General features: G+C 71.7%; 14 protein-coding genes and 1 tRNA gene. 3 read left to right on the top strand and 12 right to left on the bottom strand.

Going from position 1 to position 14,923, the window contains the following annotated elements:
- Nucleotides 1-33: 33 nt before the first annotated feature.
- The 12 genes from LBW97_RS11635 to LBW97_RS11690 all read right to left on the bottom strand — a co-directional run bounded on the left by LBW97_RS11635 (nucleotide 34) and on the right by LBW97_RS11690 (nucleotide 11,549).
- The gene (locus tag LBW97_RS11635) at nucleotides 34-756 is read right to left on the bottom strand and encodes a hypothetical protein (protein WP_224499533.1); all 723 of its coding nucleotides are present in this window, start codon (nucleotides 754-756) and stop codon (nucleotides 34-36) included.
- Nucleotides 749-928 carry a hypothetical protein gene (locus tag LBW97_RS11640; RefSeq protein WP_224499534.1) on the bottom strand — a complete coding sequence of 60 codons (180 nt, stop codon included), beginning with the start codon at nucleotides 926-928 and terminating at the stop codon, nucleotides 749-751. Before LBW97_RS11640 ends, LBW97_RS11635 begins: the two co-directional genes overlap by 8 nt.
- 187 nt (nucleotides 929-1,115) lie before the next feature.
- The gene (locus tag LBW97_RS11645) at nucleotides 1,116-1,325 is read right to left on the bottom strand and encodes a hypothetical protein (RefSeq protein WP_224499535.1); all 210 of its coding nucleotides are present in this window, start codon (nucleotides 1,323-1,325) and stop codon (nucleotides 1,116-1,118) included.
- Nucleotides 1,326-1,517: 192 nt separating this feature from the next.
- A tRNA-Pro gene (locus LBW97_RS11650) sits at nucleotides 1,518-1,591 on the bottom strand.
- Nucleotides 1,592-1,690: 99 nt separating this feature from the next.
- Nucleotides 1,691-3,031 carry a ribosome biogenesis GTPase Der gene (gene der / locus LBW97_RS11655; protein ID WP_224499536.1) on the bottom strand — a complete coding sequence of 447 codons (1,341 nt, stop codon included), beginning with the start codon at nucleotides 3,029-3,031 and terminating at the stop codon, nucleotides 1,691-1,693.
- The gene (gene cmk, locus LBW97_RS11660; RefSeq protein WP_224499537.1) at nucleotides 3,028-3,717 is read right to left on the bottom strand and encodes a (d)CMP kinase; all 690 of its coding nucleotides are present in this window, start codon (nucleotides 3,715-3,717) and stop codon (nucleotides 3,028-3,030) included. Before cmk ends, der begins: the two co-directional genes overlap by 4 nt.
- A gap of 29 nt (nucleotides 3,718-3,746) precedes the next feature.
- Nucleotides 3,747-4,109: a chorismate mutase gene (gene aroH / locus LBW97_RS11665; protein ID WP_224499538.1), complete on the bottom strand. Its 363-nt coding sequence runs from the start codon at nucleotides 4,107-4,109 to the stop codon at nucleotides 3,747-3,749.
- Between the two features lie 89 nt (nucleotides 4,110-4,198).
- Nucleotides 4,199-5,275 carry an ABC transporter ATP-binding protein gene (locus LBW97_RS11670; RefSeq protein WP_224499539.1) on the bottom strand — a complete coding sequence of 359 codons (1,077 nt, stop codon included), beginning with the start codon at nucleotides 5,273-5,275 and terminating at the stop codon, nucleotides 4,199-4,201.
- 83 nt (nucleotides 5,276-5,358) lie between these two features.
- Nucleotides 5,359-6,861: an alpha-N-arabinofuranosidase gene (locus tag LBW97_RS11675; protein ID WP_224499540.1), complete on the bottom strand. Its 1,503-nt coding sequence runs from the start codon at nucleotides 6,859-6,861 to the stop codon at nucleotides 5,359-5,361.
- A complete protein-coding gene (locus LBW97_RS11680; RefSeq protein WP_224499541.1) occupies nucleotides 6,861-7,856 on the bottom strand; it encodes an acetylxylan esterase in 996 nt (331 codons plus the stop codon). The genes LBW97_RS11675 and LBW97_RS11680 overlap by 1 nt, the downstream gene beginning before the upstream one ends.
- Nucleotides 7,856-10,201 (bottom strand): glycoside hydrolase family 3 N-terminal domain-containing protein, encoded by a 2,346-nt coding sequence (locus tag LBW97_RS11685; RefSeq protein WP_224499542.1) that lies wholly within the window; start codon nucleotides 10,199-10,201, stop codon nucleotides 7,856-7,858. Before LBW97_RS11685 ends, LBW97_RS11680 begins: the two co-directional genes overlap by 1 nt.
- Nucleotides 10,202-10,277: 76 nt before the next feature.
- Nucleotides 10,278-11,549: an endo-1,4-beta-xylanase gene (locus LBW97_RS11690; protein ID WP_224499543.1), complete on the bottom strand. Its 1,272-nt coding sequence runs from the start codon at nucleotides 11,547-11,549 to the stop codon at nucleotides 10,278-10,280.
- 137 nt (nucleotides 11,550-11,686) lie between these two features.
- On the opposite strand from LBW97_RS11690, the gene LBW97_RS11695 reads away from it, so the two are divergent.
- Genes LBW97_RS11695 through LBW97_RS11705 form a run of 3 tightly spaced genes read left to right on the top strand, consistent with a single transcriptional unit; the run spans nucleotide 11,687 to nucleotide 14,779 of the window.
- Nucleotides 11,687-12,952 carry an extracellular solute-binding protein gene (locus LBW97_RS11695; protein WP_224499544.1) on the top strand — a complete coding sequence of 422 codons (1,266 nt, stop codon included), beginning with the start codon at nucleotides 11,687-11,689 and terminating at the stop codon, nucleotides 12,950-12,952.
- Nucleotides 12,953-12,959: 7 nt separating this feature from the next.
- Nucleotides 12,960-13,943, top strand: coding sequence for a carbohydrate ABC transporter permease (locus LBW97_RS11700; protein ID WP_224499545.1), 984 nt, complete (start codon nucleotides 12,960-12,962; stop codon nucleotides 13,941-13,943).
- Nucleotides 13,943-14,779 carry a carbohydrate ABC transporter permease gene (locus LBW97_RS11705; RefSeq protein WP_224499586.1) on the top strand — a complete coding sequence of 279 codons (837 nt, stop codon included), beginning with the start codon at nucleotides 13,943-13,945 and terminating at the stop codon, nucleotides 14,777-14,779. Before LBW97_RS11700 ends, LBW97_RS11705 begins: the two co-directional genes overlap by 1 nt.
- The last annotated feature ends 144 nt before the right edge of the window (nucleotides 14,780-14,923 follow it).

The raw sequence follows: 14,923 nt of genomic DNA on the forward strand, positions 1-14,923 counted from the left end.
GCTCAGCCCCCACCATCGCCAGGAACGCTCGCTTCACCAGTGCACGAGCGCCGGTCTGTACTCCTCGGAGTCGACGGCGTCAGTGCGTTCTACAGCCCAGCCCAGCCCGCGAAGCACGTCAGCGGTGTGGTCCTGCGCATCCCTGATGGTGGCAGCCAGTTGACGTAGGCGCCAGCGACGCCTTCCCTCTTCCAGAACCCTCAGCCAGCCATCTCGCCGATCGATTCCGCACTCCTGGATCAAGAACTGCAGGAAGTCCTCGAGACAGGGCCGAAATCGCTCCCCGCCCACGGGGATGTGCAGCGATCCGAGGTCGTGCGGCATGTTCACCCGCGTCGGGTCGAGGGCATGGGCGCGGGCGAGCAGGTGGGAGAAGGCGCCGCGTTCAGCGTGAAACTGCCAGTGGGCCGATGGCGCCCGGTCCATGTCAGCCCGGTAGTCCAGGCGGATGAGCGGTTGCCGGTGCAGCGTCGACTTCACGATGAAGTCGGACCTGACGGTTTTGAGGAAGGTTTCGCTCCGGTCGAGCGAGAGGAACATCGCCAGGGACAGCGTCGCCAGTACCTCACCGCCCACCAGCAGAGGGATGTCGTGCCGCCCCTCCGGCCCCACCACATAACGCTCCAGGTCGGGCGCCCGACGGGAGACGATCCTGTGGGAGCCAGGCAGGACGCCGACCAGTGTGTCCTCGATGTCCGTTGCGAACCTTGCCGAGGCGCCTTCGAGCGACTCGGCGGGCTCTCGGGGATCACTCACCGAGGAGGAAGGCGATCTCGTCCAACTCTTCCTTCACGTCGAACTCATGGCCCGTCAAGGTTCGCGTGTCAGCGAGACACTCGAACTCCCGCAGCGTGAGCCCGAGCTCTTCCAGCAGCGCTCGGCGGCGGTCCTCCAGTTCGGACCGCGTCACCGTGACAACAGGCGACACCTGACTCCTCCCCCGATTCACGCGACATGTGCCCGACGTTGCGCACACCCGATGTCTACAACGTGCCTACGACATCGGCCAGGGAACCTGGTCCGTGCAGGCGAACCTCACCCGATCCGGGCAGCGCCCTGACGGTCGGCTTCGCGGGCACCACCCTCGGACCTCCCTTCGGCTCGCCACGACGAGGTCAGGCGCGATGGGTCCGGACGGCGGCAGCTGCGTTCATGATCCCGTGGGCGCGGACCGTCGTGCCGTGCACCACCATCGCCGCCTCGACGAGAAGTCGTTCGCCTTCCAGCCCGGGCGGCCAGGGCCTGCCGTGGATGAAGACGTCCGACACCAGTCCCAGACGCGCCTCGTGCTGCCCGTCGCCAGGGTCCAGGTACTGGTCGAGCACGGCTGCGATCGGCGGGCGCTAGTTTCGTCGTCGAGTGCGGATGCCGGGCGACCTCCGCGACGTCGTACGTCGCCCAGACGACCGTCGTCCGCCCTGCTGCCGCCGGCCCGAGGAGGCACCGTGACCGCCGGCCGCCAGAGGCGCCAGGGGCCGCCCCGGATGGCTCCGGAACGGCCCCTGCTCGTGCTTCTGTCGGGCTGACAGGATTTGAACCTGCGACCCCTTGACCCCCAGTCAAGTGCGCTACCAAGCTGCGCTACAGCCCGCCGCCGCCTGCTCCCCGGGAAGTCCCGGGCCGCGTTCGACCGCTCCGGAAGATTACCGCACGCGTTCTGCGGCTCCGACCGGTGGTTCTCCCCCGCCGATCAGGAGCGCTTGTCCTTGTCCCGGCCCTCGCGGACCTTGACCGAGACCTCGATCGGCGTGCCGTGGAAGCCGAACTGCTCGCGCAGCTTGCGCTCCAGGAACCGGCGGTACCCGGCCTCGAGGAAGCCGGTGGAGAAGACGACGAATCGCGGCGGGCGGATGTCGGCCTGCGTCACGTACTTGATCTTCGGCGCGCGCCCACCGCGGGCCGGCGGCGGCGTCTCCTGCACCAGGGCGCGGATGAAGGTGTTCAGCTCCGCCGTCGGCACCCGGGTCTCCCACGAGGCCAGCGCGGCCCGCAGGTGGTCCGCCAGCTTCGCCACGCCACGGCCGGTGGAAGCCGAGATGTTGACCCGCGTGGCCCACTTGACCCGCGCCAGGTCCCGCTCGACCTCCTTCTCCAGCTGGAAGTGCCGGTCCTCGTCGAGGGTGTCCCACTTGTTGATCGCGATGACCAGGGACCGGCCCGCCTCGACGACCTGGGTGATGACCCGCTGGTCCTGCTCGCTGATGACCTCGTCGGCGGCCAGCAGCACGACGGCGACCTCGGCGGCCTGGATGGCGGCCTCGGTGCGCAGGCTGGCGTAGTACTCCATGCCGCTGGCGGTGTTCACCTTGCGGCGCAGGCCCGCGGTGTCGACGAAGCGCCACTCCTCGCCGCCGAGCTCGACGATCGAGTCCACCGGGTCGACCGTCGTGCCGGCCACGGAGTCGACGACGGAGCGCTCCTCCTTGGCCAGCCGGTTGATCAGGCTGGACTTGCCCACGTTCGGCCGCCCGACGAGCGCCACCCGGCGAGGGCCGCCCTCCTCCTCCTGCTCGCGCGGCGCCTCGGGCATCGCGTCGAGCACCAGGTCGAGCAGGTCACCGCTGGAGCGGCCGTGCAGGGCGCTGACCGGCTGCGGCTCCCCCATGCCGAGGCTCCACAGCTCGGCGACGTTGGCGTCGCTGCGCTCGTCGTCGACCTTGTTGGCCACGAGGATCACCGGCCGGTCGCTGCGCCGCAGGATGCGGGCCGCAGCCAGGTCGGTGTCGGTGGCGCCGACCTGGCTGTCGACGACGAAGACGATGACGTCGGCGGTCTTCATCGCGTACTCGGCCTGGCGGGTGATCGAGGCGCCGATGCCGGTGGCCCGCGGGTCCCAGCCACCGGTGTCGACGACGGTGAACCGCTTGCCGTTCCAGAGCGCCTCGTAGGCGATGCGGTCCCGGGTCACGCCCGGGGTGTCCTGGACGACGGCGGCGCGGCGGCCGAGGAAGCGGTTGACCAGGGTCGACTTGCCCACGTTCGGGCGGCCGACGATCGCGACGACCGGCAGCGGGCCGGTGCTCTCGGTCATGCCCGCTCCCCCGCGGGAACGGCGGACTGCGCCAGCTCGAGAACGCGCTCGATCACGCCCTGCTGGTCGAGCTCCGTGCTGTCGACGACGACGGCGTCGGCCGCCGGCCGCAGAGGGCTGTCGGCGCGGCTGCTGTCGTACTCGTCGCGGCGGCGCAGGTCGGCGGCGAGCACCGCGATCTCGGCCGGCTCGTGGATCCCCAGCTGCCCGGCGCGCCGCTGGGCGCGGGCCTCCGGTGCGGCGGTGAGGTAGATCTTCAGCGTCGCGTCCGGAAGGACGACGGTGCCGATGTCCCGCCCCTCGACGACGACGGTCTCGGCCGCGGCGACCAGCGCGCGCTGCTGGTCGACCAGCTGACGGCGGACGGCGGGAACCGCGGAGACGGCGGAGACCGCGCGGGTCACCTCGACGCCGCGGATGCGCTCGGCGACGTCCACGCCGTCGACCCGGACCAGCTCGACACCGGCCTGCGTGCCGACCTCGATCCGGGCGGCGGCGACGGTGCGCTCGACGGCGTCGGCGTCCTCGGGGTCCACACCCGCGTCGAGCACCGCGACGGTGGCCGCCCGGTACATCGCGCCGGTGTCGAGATAGGCGGCGCCCAGGCGGGCGGCGACTCCGCGCGCCACGCTGGACTTGCCGGTGCCCGACGGTCCGTCGAGGGTCACCTGGCCTCGGAAACTCATCTGCTCGCTCACTGCTCTCTTCGGTGCGCTCACTGCGCGATGTCCCTGCGCAGCGCGACCGCGCCCCGCAGGTAGACGTGCTGGATGTCGGGGCGGGTCTTCGGCGTCTCGGCGTGCGCCATGAGCCGCAGCACCCGCGGAAGGGCGTGCGGCACCGCGATCTCGGTGGCGCACATCAGCGGCACGTCGCCGAGACCGAGCTCGCGCGCGGCCAGGGCCGGGAACTCCGACACGAGGTCGGGGGTCGCCGTGAAGAGGATGCTGATCAGGTCCTCGGAGTGCAGCTCGTTGCGCTCCATGACCGTCTGGACCAGCTCGCGGGTCGCCTCGAGCACCTGCTCCCGGTCGTCGGCCTCGACCTGCGTCGCGCCCCGGATGGCTCGGACGGCCATGCACACTCCTCGTTCGATTCCGACCCCCGGATCGCCGGGGGCCTCGGACGAGTCTAGGGAGGCCGCGCCACCGCCCTCCCCCGTACGGGTCAGTCGCCCAGGCGAGCACCGCTGGCGACGTCGAAGAGGTGCACGTGCCCACGCCGCGGAACGACGTGGACGACCTCGCCCTTCGCCGGGGGACGGCGGCCGTCGACGCGCACGGTGATGAGGTGCTCGGCGCCGTTCTGCGAGGTCCGGCCGTACACGTAGGCGTCCGCGCCGAGCTCCTCGATGACGTCGACCTCGATGGGCAGGCCGTGCTCGCTGACCTCCAGGTCCTCGGGCCGGACGCCCAGCAGGATCGAGGTGTCCGCGGTCTGGCCGAGCACCTCGCGGGCGACCGGGTAGACCTCGTCGCCGAAGCGGACGCCTCCGTCGACCTGCGGCAGCGTCACCAGGTTCATCGCCGGCGAACCGATGAAGCCGGCCACGAAGGCGTTGCGCGGGCGGTCGTAGAGCTCCCGCGGCGTGCCGACCTGCATGAGCAGACCGTCCTTGAGCACCGCCACGCGGTCGCCCATCGTCATCGCCTCGACCTGGTCGTGGGTGACGTAGACGGTGGTGATGCCCAGCCGGCGCTGCAGCTGCGCGATCTGCGTGCGGGTCTGCACGCGGAGCTTCGCGTCGAGGTTGGACAGCGGCTCGTCCATGAGGAAGACCTGCGGCTGCCGGACGATCGCCCGCCCCATGGCGACGCGCTGGCGCTGCCCGCCGGAGAGCTTCCCGGGCTTGCGGTCGAGGTACTCCTCGAGGTCGAGCAGCTTGGCCGCCTCGCGCACGCGCTGGCCGATCTCCGCCTTGCTCATGCCGGCGATCTTCAGGGCGAAGCCCATGTTGTCGGCCACGGTCATGTGCGGGTACAGCGCGTAGTTCTGGAACACCATGGCGATGTCACGGTCCTTGGGGGCGACGTCGGTGACGTCCCGGTCCCCGATGAGGATCCGGCCGTCGGTGACCTCCTCCAGGCCCGCGAGCATCCGCAGCGACGTCGACTTGCCGCAGCCGGACGGCCCCACGAGGACCAGGAACTCGCCGTCCTCGACGGAGAGCTCGAGCGCGTCGACCGCGGGCCGCTGCGCGCCGTCGTAGACCCGCGTCGCCTTGTCGAAGGTGACAGTTGCCATGTCGTGCTCCTGATCTGCTCACCCGGCGTCGTCGCCGGGAACGTTGGGCTGTTCGAAAGGTGGTGCGGCGGGTGGCCCCGCGATCAGTGGAGGGCGACCGCCGTCCAGGAGACAGGGGGCAGGGTCACTCGGAGGACGCCGTCGGTCACCGCGGCACGGGTGGCGGGCCGCAGCCCGATCCGGTCCGGCCGGTCGGTCGTGTTCGCCGCGTGCGGATCCGGGTCGGCGAGCGTCAGCGCCTCGTCCAGGGCGGCCACCCCGACCGCGGCGAGGTCGACCGACACCTCCACCTCCTCCTCCTGCGAGCGGTTCACCAGGAAGAGCGCGACCGCGCCGTCGTCGATGGTGGCCGCGGCGTCGACGACGGGCACCTCGCCGTACTCCGCGGTGACGTAGCCGGGCCCCTCCACGCCGACCCGCAGCGAGGTGCCACGCGCCAGGCGGGAGGTGACCGCGAACGGGAAGAACGTCGTCTTCCGCCACGCCGGGCCCTCCGGCTCGGCGGCGATCGGGGCGATCACGTTGACCAGCTGCGCCATCGACGCGCTCGTCACCCGGTCCGCGTGCCGCAGCAGCGACATGAGCAGGCTGCCGACGACGACGCCGTCGGCCACCGTGTAGGGCTCCTCGCTCAGCGGCGGCGCCACCGGCCAGTCGTCGATCCGCTTCGCGAGGTCGGCGGGCACCTTCGACAGGTACCAGACATTCCACTCGTCGAAGGAGATGTCGATCGTCCGCGGGCTCCGGCGCACCGCCTTCACGTGGTCGGCGGTGGCCACGACGGTCTCGATGAACCGGTCCATGTCCGTCGCGGAGGCGAGGAACGAGCCGAGGTCGCCGTCCTTCTCCTCGTAGTACGCGTGGCAGGAGATGAAGTCGACGTCGTCGTAGGCATGGGTGAGCACCGTGCGCTCCCATTCGCCGAAGGTCGGCATCCCCGCACCGGACGACCCGCACGCGACGAGCTCGAGGTCCGGGTCCAGCTGGCGCATCGCCTTCGCGGTGCGGGCGGCGAGCTTTCCGTAGTCGTCGGCGGACATCTGGCCGAGCTGCCACGGCCCGTCCATCTCGTTGCCGAGACACCACATCCGCACGTCGAACGGCTCGGTGCGCCCGTTGCGGATCCGCTGATCGGCCAGCGTCGTCCCCGAGGGCACGTTGGCGTACTCCAGCAGGTCGAGCGCCTCCAGCGTGCCGCGGGTGCCGAGGTTCAGCGCGAGCATCAGCTCGGCGCCGACCTTCTCCAGCCAGGCCGCGAACTCGTGCAGCCCGACCTCGTTGGTCTCCGTGCTGTGCCAGGCAAGGTTGAGCCGGACGGGGCGGGAGTCCCGCGGGCCGACGCTGTCCTCCCACCGGAATCCGGAGACGAAGTTGCCGCCGGGATAGCGGACGGCGGTCACCCCCAGCTCCCTGACCAGGTCGAGGACGTCGCGGCGGAAGCCGTCCTCGTCGGCCTCGGGGTGGCCCGGCTCGTGGATGCCGCCGTACACACCGCGCCCCATGTGCTCGACGAAGGCGCCGAAGAGCCGGCGGGACACCGGGCCGACCGGTCGCGCCGGGTCGAGAGTGAGGCGTGCGGTGAGCATCAGCGAGCCTGCCCCACGGGCAACCCGAGGCGGCCGCGCAGCCAGCCGAGCTGCTCCCGCTGCTGGTGTGCCTCGCCGCCCTCGTGGTCGTTGAACGGGTAGACCGAGATCTCCTTCGGGCCGGCGTAGGCGTTGTAGGCCGCGAACACCGTCGACGGCGGGCAGATCTGGTCCATGAGCGCGACCGAGAACAGCGCGGGGGCCGACGCCGCGCGGGCGAGGACCGCGGCGTCGAAGTAGCTCAGCGTCCGGAACACCGTCTCCACGCGGTCCCGGTGGGCCTTGAGATAGCGCACGACCTCGCCGTACGGGTCGCCGGCAGCGATGCGGGTGGCGCGCGGGAAGTCGCAGAGGAACGGCACGTCGGCCATCACCGCCGCGATCCCGCGGGAGAGCGCCGACACGGCGAGCGCGATCCCGCCACCCTGGCTGATGCCGGTCACGGCGATCCGGTCGCCGTCGACCCCGGGGTGGCCGCGCAGCACGTCGAGGGCCCGGACCGCGTCGGTGTAGACGCGCCGGTAGTAGTAGGCCCGCGGGTCCAGCACGCCCCGGGTCAGGAACCCGGGCTGCGCAGCCGCGGAACCGACCGGGTCGGCGGTGTCCCCGACCGTCCAGCCACTCCCCTGCCCCCGGGTGTCGACGACGAGCTGCGCGAAGCCGGCCGAGGCCCAGAAGACGTGCTCGTGCGGCAGACCCCGTCCGCCGTTGTAGCCCTGGTACTGCACGACCGCGGGCAGCGGCCCGTCGCCCCGGACCGCCCGCGCCGGCAGGTGCAGCCAGGCCTTCACCGGCGACCCGCCGAAGCCCGCGAACGAGACGTCGAAGGTCTCGACCGTCACCAGCCCGGTCTCGACCGGCGTCCAGGACGCGTCCAGCGGCCGCTCCCCCGCCTCGGCGAGCGTGACGTCCCAGAACCCCTGCAGGTCGTCGGGAGCCGGGAGCTGCGGCCGGTACCTCCGCAGCTCCTCCAGGGGGAGGTCGGTCTGCGGCATCAGCTGCCGCTCTGCTCGACGACGCTCTCGGGGTGCAGCACCCGGTCGAACCCGACGGTGCGGCGGGCGCCGGTCAGCGTGAACCGGAGCGTCTCCCGGACGTCGGCGCTCGACGCGCCCACCCGGAGCTCGACCTCGCCCGGCTCGACGATCCGGGAGCCGCCCAGCCCCGTGAAGGAGGTGAGGTCGGCGTGCAGGGCGAACCGGACCGTCGCCGACGACCCCGGAGCGAGGTCCACGCGCCGGGCGGCGACGAGCGCCTGCACCGGCCGGACCACCTCGGCCGCCGGGTCGTGCAGGTAGACCTGCACGACCTCGGTGACCTCGCCGTCGGTCCCGTTCCGGAGCTCGACCTCGAGCTCGGCGGTGCCGTCGGTGGCCCACTCCGGCCCGCCGGTCGCCCGGACGCCGGCCCAGGTGGCCGCGCCGTAGCCCAGCCCGTGGCCGAAGGGGAAGAGCGGGGTCGGATCGACCGTGCTGACGTCGGTCTTCCGGCCCAGCGGTGAGGCGAGGTAGGTGCTCGGCTGGCTGCCGCCGGCGTCCGGGAAGCTGACCGGCAGCCGGCCCGACGGGGCGACCCGACCGCTGAGGACGTCGGCGATCGCCGGACCGCCCTCCTCGCCGGGGAAGAACCCGCACAGCACCGCGGCGAGCCGGTCGACCTGCCGGGACAGCTCGTAGGGGCGCCCGGCGAGCAGCACGAGGACGACGGGCTTCCCGGTGGCGAGCAGCGCCTCGAGCAGCTCCTCCTGGCGGCCCGGGAGCCGCAGGTCCACCGCGTCGCAGCCCTCCCCCGAGGTGCCGTTGCCGAACAGTCCGGCCTTGTCACCCAGGACGGCGACGACGACGTCGGCACCGGCCGCGGCACGCACGGCCGCCTCGATCCCCTCGTCGTCGCCACCCAGCACCGGAACGCCCTCGGCGACGACGACGTCGAACGAGCCCGCCTTCAGGGCCTCGGCGATCGTCGGGATGTCGATGCCCACCGGCACGTCCGGGTGGTGCACGCCGACGTGCATCGGGAAGGAGTAGCAGCCGAGCATCGCCTCGGGGGTGTCGGCGCGGGGGCCCACCACCGCCAGGCGCAGCCCGGGACAGAGCGGCAGGGTCCCGTCGTTGGCCATCAGCACCACCGAGCGGCGGGCCAGCTCGCCGGCCACGGCGCGGGACTCCCCCGAGTCCAGGCTGACCTCGCCGTCGGTGACGGCCGGGGAGTCCGGGGACCAGTCGGGGTCCAGCAGTCCCAGCTCGCACTTCTGCAGCAGCACCCGCCGCAGCGCCCGGTCCACGAGGTCCTCGGCCACGGCGCCGCCGCGCACCGCCTCGACCAGCGGCTCGCCGTAGCAGGCCACGGTCGGCAGCTCCACGTCGATGCCCGCCTCGAGGGCCCGCGCGGCCGCCTCCGCGGGCGAGGCCGCCGCGCCGTGCAGGGTCTGCAGGAAGGCGATGGAGAAGTAGTCGGCGACGACCGTGCCGGTGAACCCGTAGGTCTCCCGCAGCAGCGTGGTCAGCAGCGACGGGTCGGCCGCGGCGGGCACGCCGTCGGTGTCGGTGTAGGTGTTCATCACCGAGCGCGCCCCGGCCCGCAGCGCCATCTCGAACGGTGGGAGGAAGACGTCGGCGATCTCGCGGGGACCGGCGGAGACCGGGGCGAGGTTGCGGCCCGCCCGGGAGGCCGAGTAGCCGACGAAGTGCTTGAGGGTCGACACGATGCCGGTCGACTCCAGGCCGCGCACGTAGGCGCTCCCGATGGTGCCGACGAGGTGGGGGTCCTCGCCCATGGTCTCCTCGACCCGGCCCCAGCGCAGGTCCCGGGCGACGTCGAAGACCGGGGCCAGGCCCTGGTGGACGCCGAGCCGGCGCATGTTCTGCCCGATCAGCGCGCCCATCCGCTCCACGAGCTCCGGGTCGAAGCTGGCCGCCCAGCACAGCGGCGAGGGGAAGACCGTCGCCTGCCAGGCCGCGAGACCGGTGAGGCACTCCTCGTGCACCAGCGCGGGGATGCCGAAGCGGCCGGCGGCCACGATCTGCCGCTGGCTCTCCGCCAGGCCCTTGGCGCCCTGGAACGGATCCACCGGCGCGGTTCCGAACGGCCGGGTCAGCTGCCCCAGGCCGCTGCGGATGAGCTCCTGCCAGTCCACGGGGGCGGCAGCCATGTCGTGCTGGTGCGGAGCCACCTCGCCGGCGGTCTCGTCGATACCCACCCACACGCCGTAGAGCTGGGCGACCTTCTCCTCCAGCGTCATGCGGCCGATCAGGTCCGCCACCCGGTCCTCGGCCGAGGCCTGCGGGTCGCGCCAGAGCGCGGAACCCGTGTCGGTGTCGGTGTCGATGTGAATGCCCATGCCCTCGAGAGTCCGTCCTGTTCGGAGTTGCAGATGCGGCGGACCGAAGGCCGCCCGTGCCCGGGTGGTGCGCAGATCAGGTCAGGATGACCTCGGGCTCGGATGCGTCCGGGCGCAGGCTCCAGCTCGCGGAGCCCTCCCCCGTCGAGATCGAGTAGGTCCCGGCCCAGCCGGAGACGCGGACGCGGCCCTCGGCGTCGGTCCGCAGGCGCGTCGGCGCCAGCCACCAGTCCTCCTTCACGAGGCCCCGGAGGGCGTCGTAGGCGGGCTTGCGACTGCCGTCGGCCCGGACCAGGCCCGCGGGTGCGCCCAGCCAGGCGCCCCGGTCGGTGATCCCCCAGTACGTCACGGCCTCGACCGAGGGATGTGCCAGCAGCGTCCGGTAGTGGCGGACGATGTCGGCGGCCTGCCGCTGCTCGCCCTCGGGCGTCGACGGCCAGGACGGGACCCGGTGGTCGTTGAGGTCCTCGATCTCCGGCGGCATCAGGTCCCCGGAGACCAGCGTGGTCTCCGTCCAGTGCAGCGGAAGGCCGTAGCGGGCGACCCGCTCGAGGATCTCCTGGGTCCGCTCCTCGCCCCAGTAGCCCTGGTGCATGTGGCTCTGCAGGCCGATCGCGTCGACCTGCACGCCGGCTTCGAGGACGCCCTCGATCAGGCACTCGTACGCCGTCGACAGGTCGAAGTCGTTGAGCACCAGCGTCGCGGCGGGATTGCCCGCCCGCGCCTCCTCGAAGGCCAGCCGGATCGTCGGGATGCGGCCGATGCCGCGGCAGAGCCGGGTGATCGCGTTCTGCCGCTCCTCGTTGGCGAAGACCGGCATGATCACGACCTCGTTGATCGCGTCCCAGGTGTCGATCAGCCCCGCGAAGGACGACGTCTCCCGCCGGACCCGCGCCCGCACGATCGCCTCCGCGTCGGCCTCGGAGTGCTCCCGCAGCCAGTCCGGGGCGAGCGTGTGCCAGACCAGCGGATGGCCCTTGACCGTCACGCCCCGCTGGCGGAACCACGCCGCCGCGGCCTGCAGGCGCCGGGTGTCCGGCTGCCCCTCCACCGGCTCGAACCCGGCCCAGTAGAACGGGAGGGTCGCGGTGTTGAACACGTCGAGCCACAGGTTCTCGAGCTGCTCGGCCGCCTCGGGCTCCGCGCCGCCGAAGACGTTCTCGCGGCCCTCGCCCTGCTCGTCGTTGGCCAGCCCCACGAAGTCGAATCCGATGTTGCCGAAGGCGAACTCGTGCCTGACCTGCTCGATCAGCACCTCGGTGTCCGCGCACACGGAGCCGTCAGGACGGCGCACGGTGAGCGTGACCGGAGAACGCCGGACGACGTCGGCGGCGGTGACGGAGGTCATGGCGCGAAATCGTTATCGACAACGATTGACAGCGCAACCCCCTGGATGTCACGTTCTCGAAACGTGTTCCGCGCCACGACGGCGTGGGAAGGACAAAGGGGTCAGACATGCGGCGTTCGGGGCGAGCAGCTCTCTCGGTGCTGTGCAGCAGCGCGGTGCTGTTGACGGCCACTGCCTGTGGCAGTGGCGACGACAGCAGCGCATCGGGAGGCGACGACAACACGATCACCTGGTGGCACAACTCGAACAACGAGCCCGGCAAGGGCTACTACGAGCAGGTCGCCGCCGACTTCGAGGAGGCGAACCCCGGCGTCCAGGTCGAGGTCGTCGCCATGGCGCACGAGGACATGGTCGACAAGCTCGCGGCCGCCTTCCAGAGCGGCGACGTGCCGGACGTCTACATGGAGCGTGGCGGCGGCGAGCTCGCCGACCACGTGGAGGCCGGCCTGGTCCGCGACCTCAGCGAGGACGCCTCCGAGGAGATCGAGAAGATCGGTGGCTCCGTCGCCGGCTGGCAGGTCGACGACAAGACCTACGCGCTGCCGTTCTCCGTCGGCGTCGTGGGCTTCTGGTACAACACCCAGCTCTTCGAGCAGGCCGGCATCACCACTCCGCCCACCACGATGGAGGAGCTCGCCACCACCGTCGAGACGCTGAAGGGCGCCGGCCTCACGCCGGTCTCCGTCGGCGCCGGTGACAAGTGGCCCGCGGCGCACTACTGGTACTACACCGCGCTGCGTGCGTGCTCCGAGGGCGTGCTGACCGACGCGGTCACCAGCCTGGACTTCTCCGACCCGTGCTTCGTCGAGGCCGGCGAGGCGCTCGAGAGCTTCATCGGGACCGAGCCGTTCAATCCCGGCTTCCTGACCACGCCGGCGCAGGAGGGGGCCACCTCGGCCTCCGGCCTGCTGGCCACCGGCCAGGTCGCCATGGAGCTCGCCGGTCACTGGGAGCCCGGCGTCATGCAGGGCCTCACCGACAACGGCGAGGGCCTCGGCGCCAACACCGGCTGGTTCCCCTTCCCCGCGATCGAGGGCGGCGCCGGTGACCCGGAGGCCCAGCTCGGTGGCGGTGACGCGTGGGCCGTCGCGACGGAGGCCCCCGACGCCTCCGTCGACCTGGTGAAGTACCTGCTCTCCGACGAGGTGCAGAAGGGCTTCGCCGAGAACGACATGGGCCTGCCGACCAACCCCGCCGCGGGCGACTCGGTCACCGACCCGGCCCTCGCGCAGCTGCTCGAGGTCCGCGACGCCTCTCCGTTCATCCAGCTCTACTTCGACACGGCGTTCGGCACGTCGGTCGGCAACGCGATGAACGACGCGGTGGCCCTGCTCTTCGCCGGCCAGGCGACGCCGCAGGAGATCGTGGAGCAGACCCAAGAGGCCGCGGACCAGGAGAAGTGATCCGTCCATGACCACACCGGTGACCGCTGCGCCGGAGGCGACCGACCCCGGCGCAGCGGTCACCCGGCGTGCAGAAGCGCGCCGGGTGACCGGCCGATCGAAGGCCGGGAAGCGGCGTCAGCGCCTGGAGATCGCACTCTTCGTGGCGCCGGCGCTGGTGCTGATGGCGATCTTCGTCGTCTACCCGGTCTACTCCGCAGCCCGGATGTCGTTGTACCGCTGGAAGGGCTTCGGCCCGATGGTGGACTTCGTCGGGCTGCAGAACTACGTGCGCGTGCTCGGTGACGACGTCTTCACCGACGCCGTCATGCACAACTTCATCATCGTGTTCGCCTCGATCCTGGTGCAGCTGCCGCTGGGCCTGGCGCTCGCACTGCTGCTCAACCGGCGGATCCGTGGCCGTGGCCTGCTGCGGACGATCATCTTCGTGCCGTACGTGCTGGCCGAGGTGATCGCCGGTGTCGTGTGGTTCCAGCTGCTCCAGCCGCGCACGGGCCTGCTCGAGACCGTCCTGGGCGCGGTCGGCATCCCCGTGCCCGAGCAGGGCTTCCTCGGCACCCCCGACCTGGCGCTGACCACTGTCTTCGTGGTGCTCACGTGGAAGTACCTGGGCCTGGCGGTGCTCCTGTTCCTCGCCGGCCTGCAGGGCGTTCCCGACGAGCTGCACGAGGCCGCTCAGCTCGACGGCGCCTCGTGGTGGCAGGTCCAGCGGCGCATCGCCATCCCGCTGATCGCGCCGACCATCCGGACCTGGATCTTCCTGTCGATGATCGGGTCGCTCCAGCTGTTCGACATGGTCTGGATCCTCACCGGCGGTGGACCCGCGAACGCGACGACCACGATGGCCACCTACCTGATCAGCCAGGGCACCCAGAGCGGCAACTTCGGCGTCGCCGGCGCCGCATCGGTCGTGCTGTTCCTGATCGGGTTCGCCATGGCGGTCGCCTACCAGTTCCTTGTGCTGCGCCGCGACACGAAGGAGAACGCGTGATGGCCAAGCGGTCGACGGCGTACGGGCGGGGCGGCCCGCTCGTCTACCTGATCGCGGCCGTGGTCGTGGCCCTCACGCTCGGGCCGGTGCTCTACGGGGCGCTCGGCGGCTTCCGCAGCAACGAGCAGCTGGCCCGCGACCCCGCCGCACTGCCCGACCCGTGGCTGGCCCGGAACTACGAGGGCGTCCTCACGAACTCCTCGTTCTGGACGTACGCGCTCAACTCCACGGTCATCGCCCTCATCACCACGGTGGTGGCGGTCCTCGCCGGCGTCATGGCGGCCTATCCCCTGGCCCGGTACCAGTTCAAGCTCCGGGAGCCGCTGTTCCTGGTCTTCGTCCTGGGCCTGCTCTTCCCGGCGGCCGTGGCGATCGTGCCGCTGTTCATCCTGATCACGCGCGATCTGCAGCTGGGCAACACCTGGTGGGGCGTGGCGCTGCCGCAGGCTGCGTTCGCGCTGCCGGTGACAGTGGTGATCCTGCGGCCGTTCCTCATGGCGCTGCCCAAGGAGCTCGAGGAGGCGGCCATGATCGACGGCGCCTCCCGGATCCGGATCTTCTGGCGGATCGCGCTCCCCCTGTCCATGCCCGGGCTCGTGACGGTCGGCGTCCTCGCCTTCGTCGCGTCCTGGAACGCCTATCTCCTCCCGCTGCTGCTGCTGCAGGGCGAGATGCGCACCCTGCCGCTCGGTGTCGCCGACTTCTCCACCCAGTACTCGGCCGACACCGCGGGCGTGCTCGCGTTCACGACGATCGCGATGATCCCCGCGCTGATCCTGTTCCTCGCGATGCAGCGGCGGATCGTCAGCGGGCTCCAGGGAGCGGTGAAGGGCTGAGCCGCCCGCCCGCGGGGAGCTCCTCCCCGCGGGTGGCCCTGCTCCCGGATACGACCGCGGTCGGCACGCCTGTGGTTCAGTCCGGACCCGGGACCGCGGTACACCGAGATCCACCGGCTCCTCGCCGGTCAGCCCCAGGGCGTG

The sequence above is a fragment of the Blastococcus sp. LR1 genome (genome assembly GCF_020166105.1).
In the GTDB taxonomy this organism is placed as follows: domain Bacteria; phylum Actinomycetota; class Actinomycetes; order Mycobacteriales; family Geodermatophilaceae; genus Blastococcus.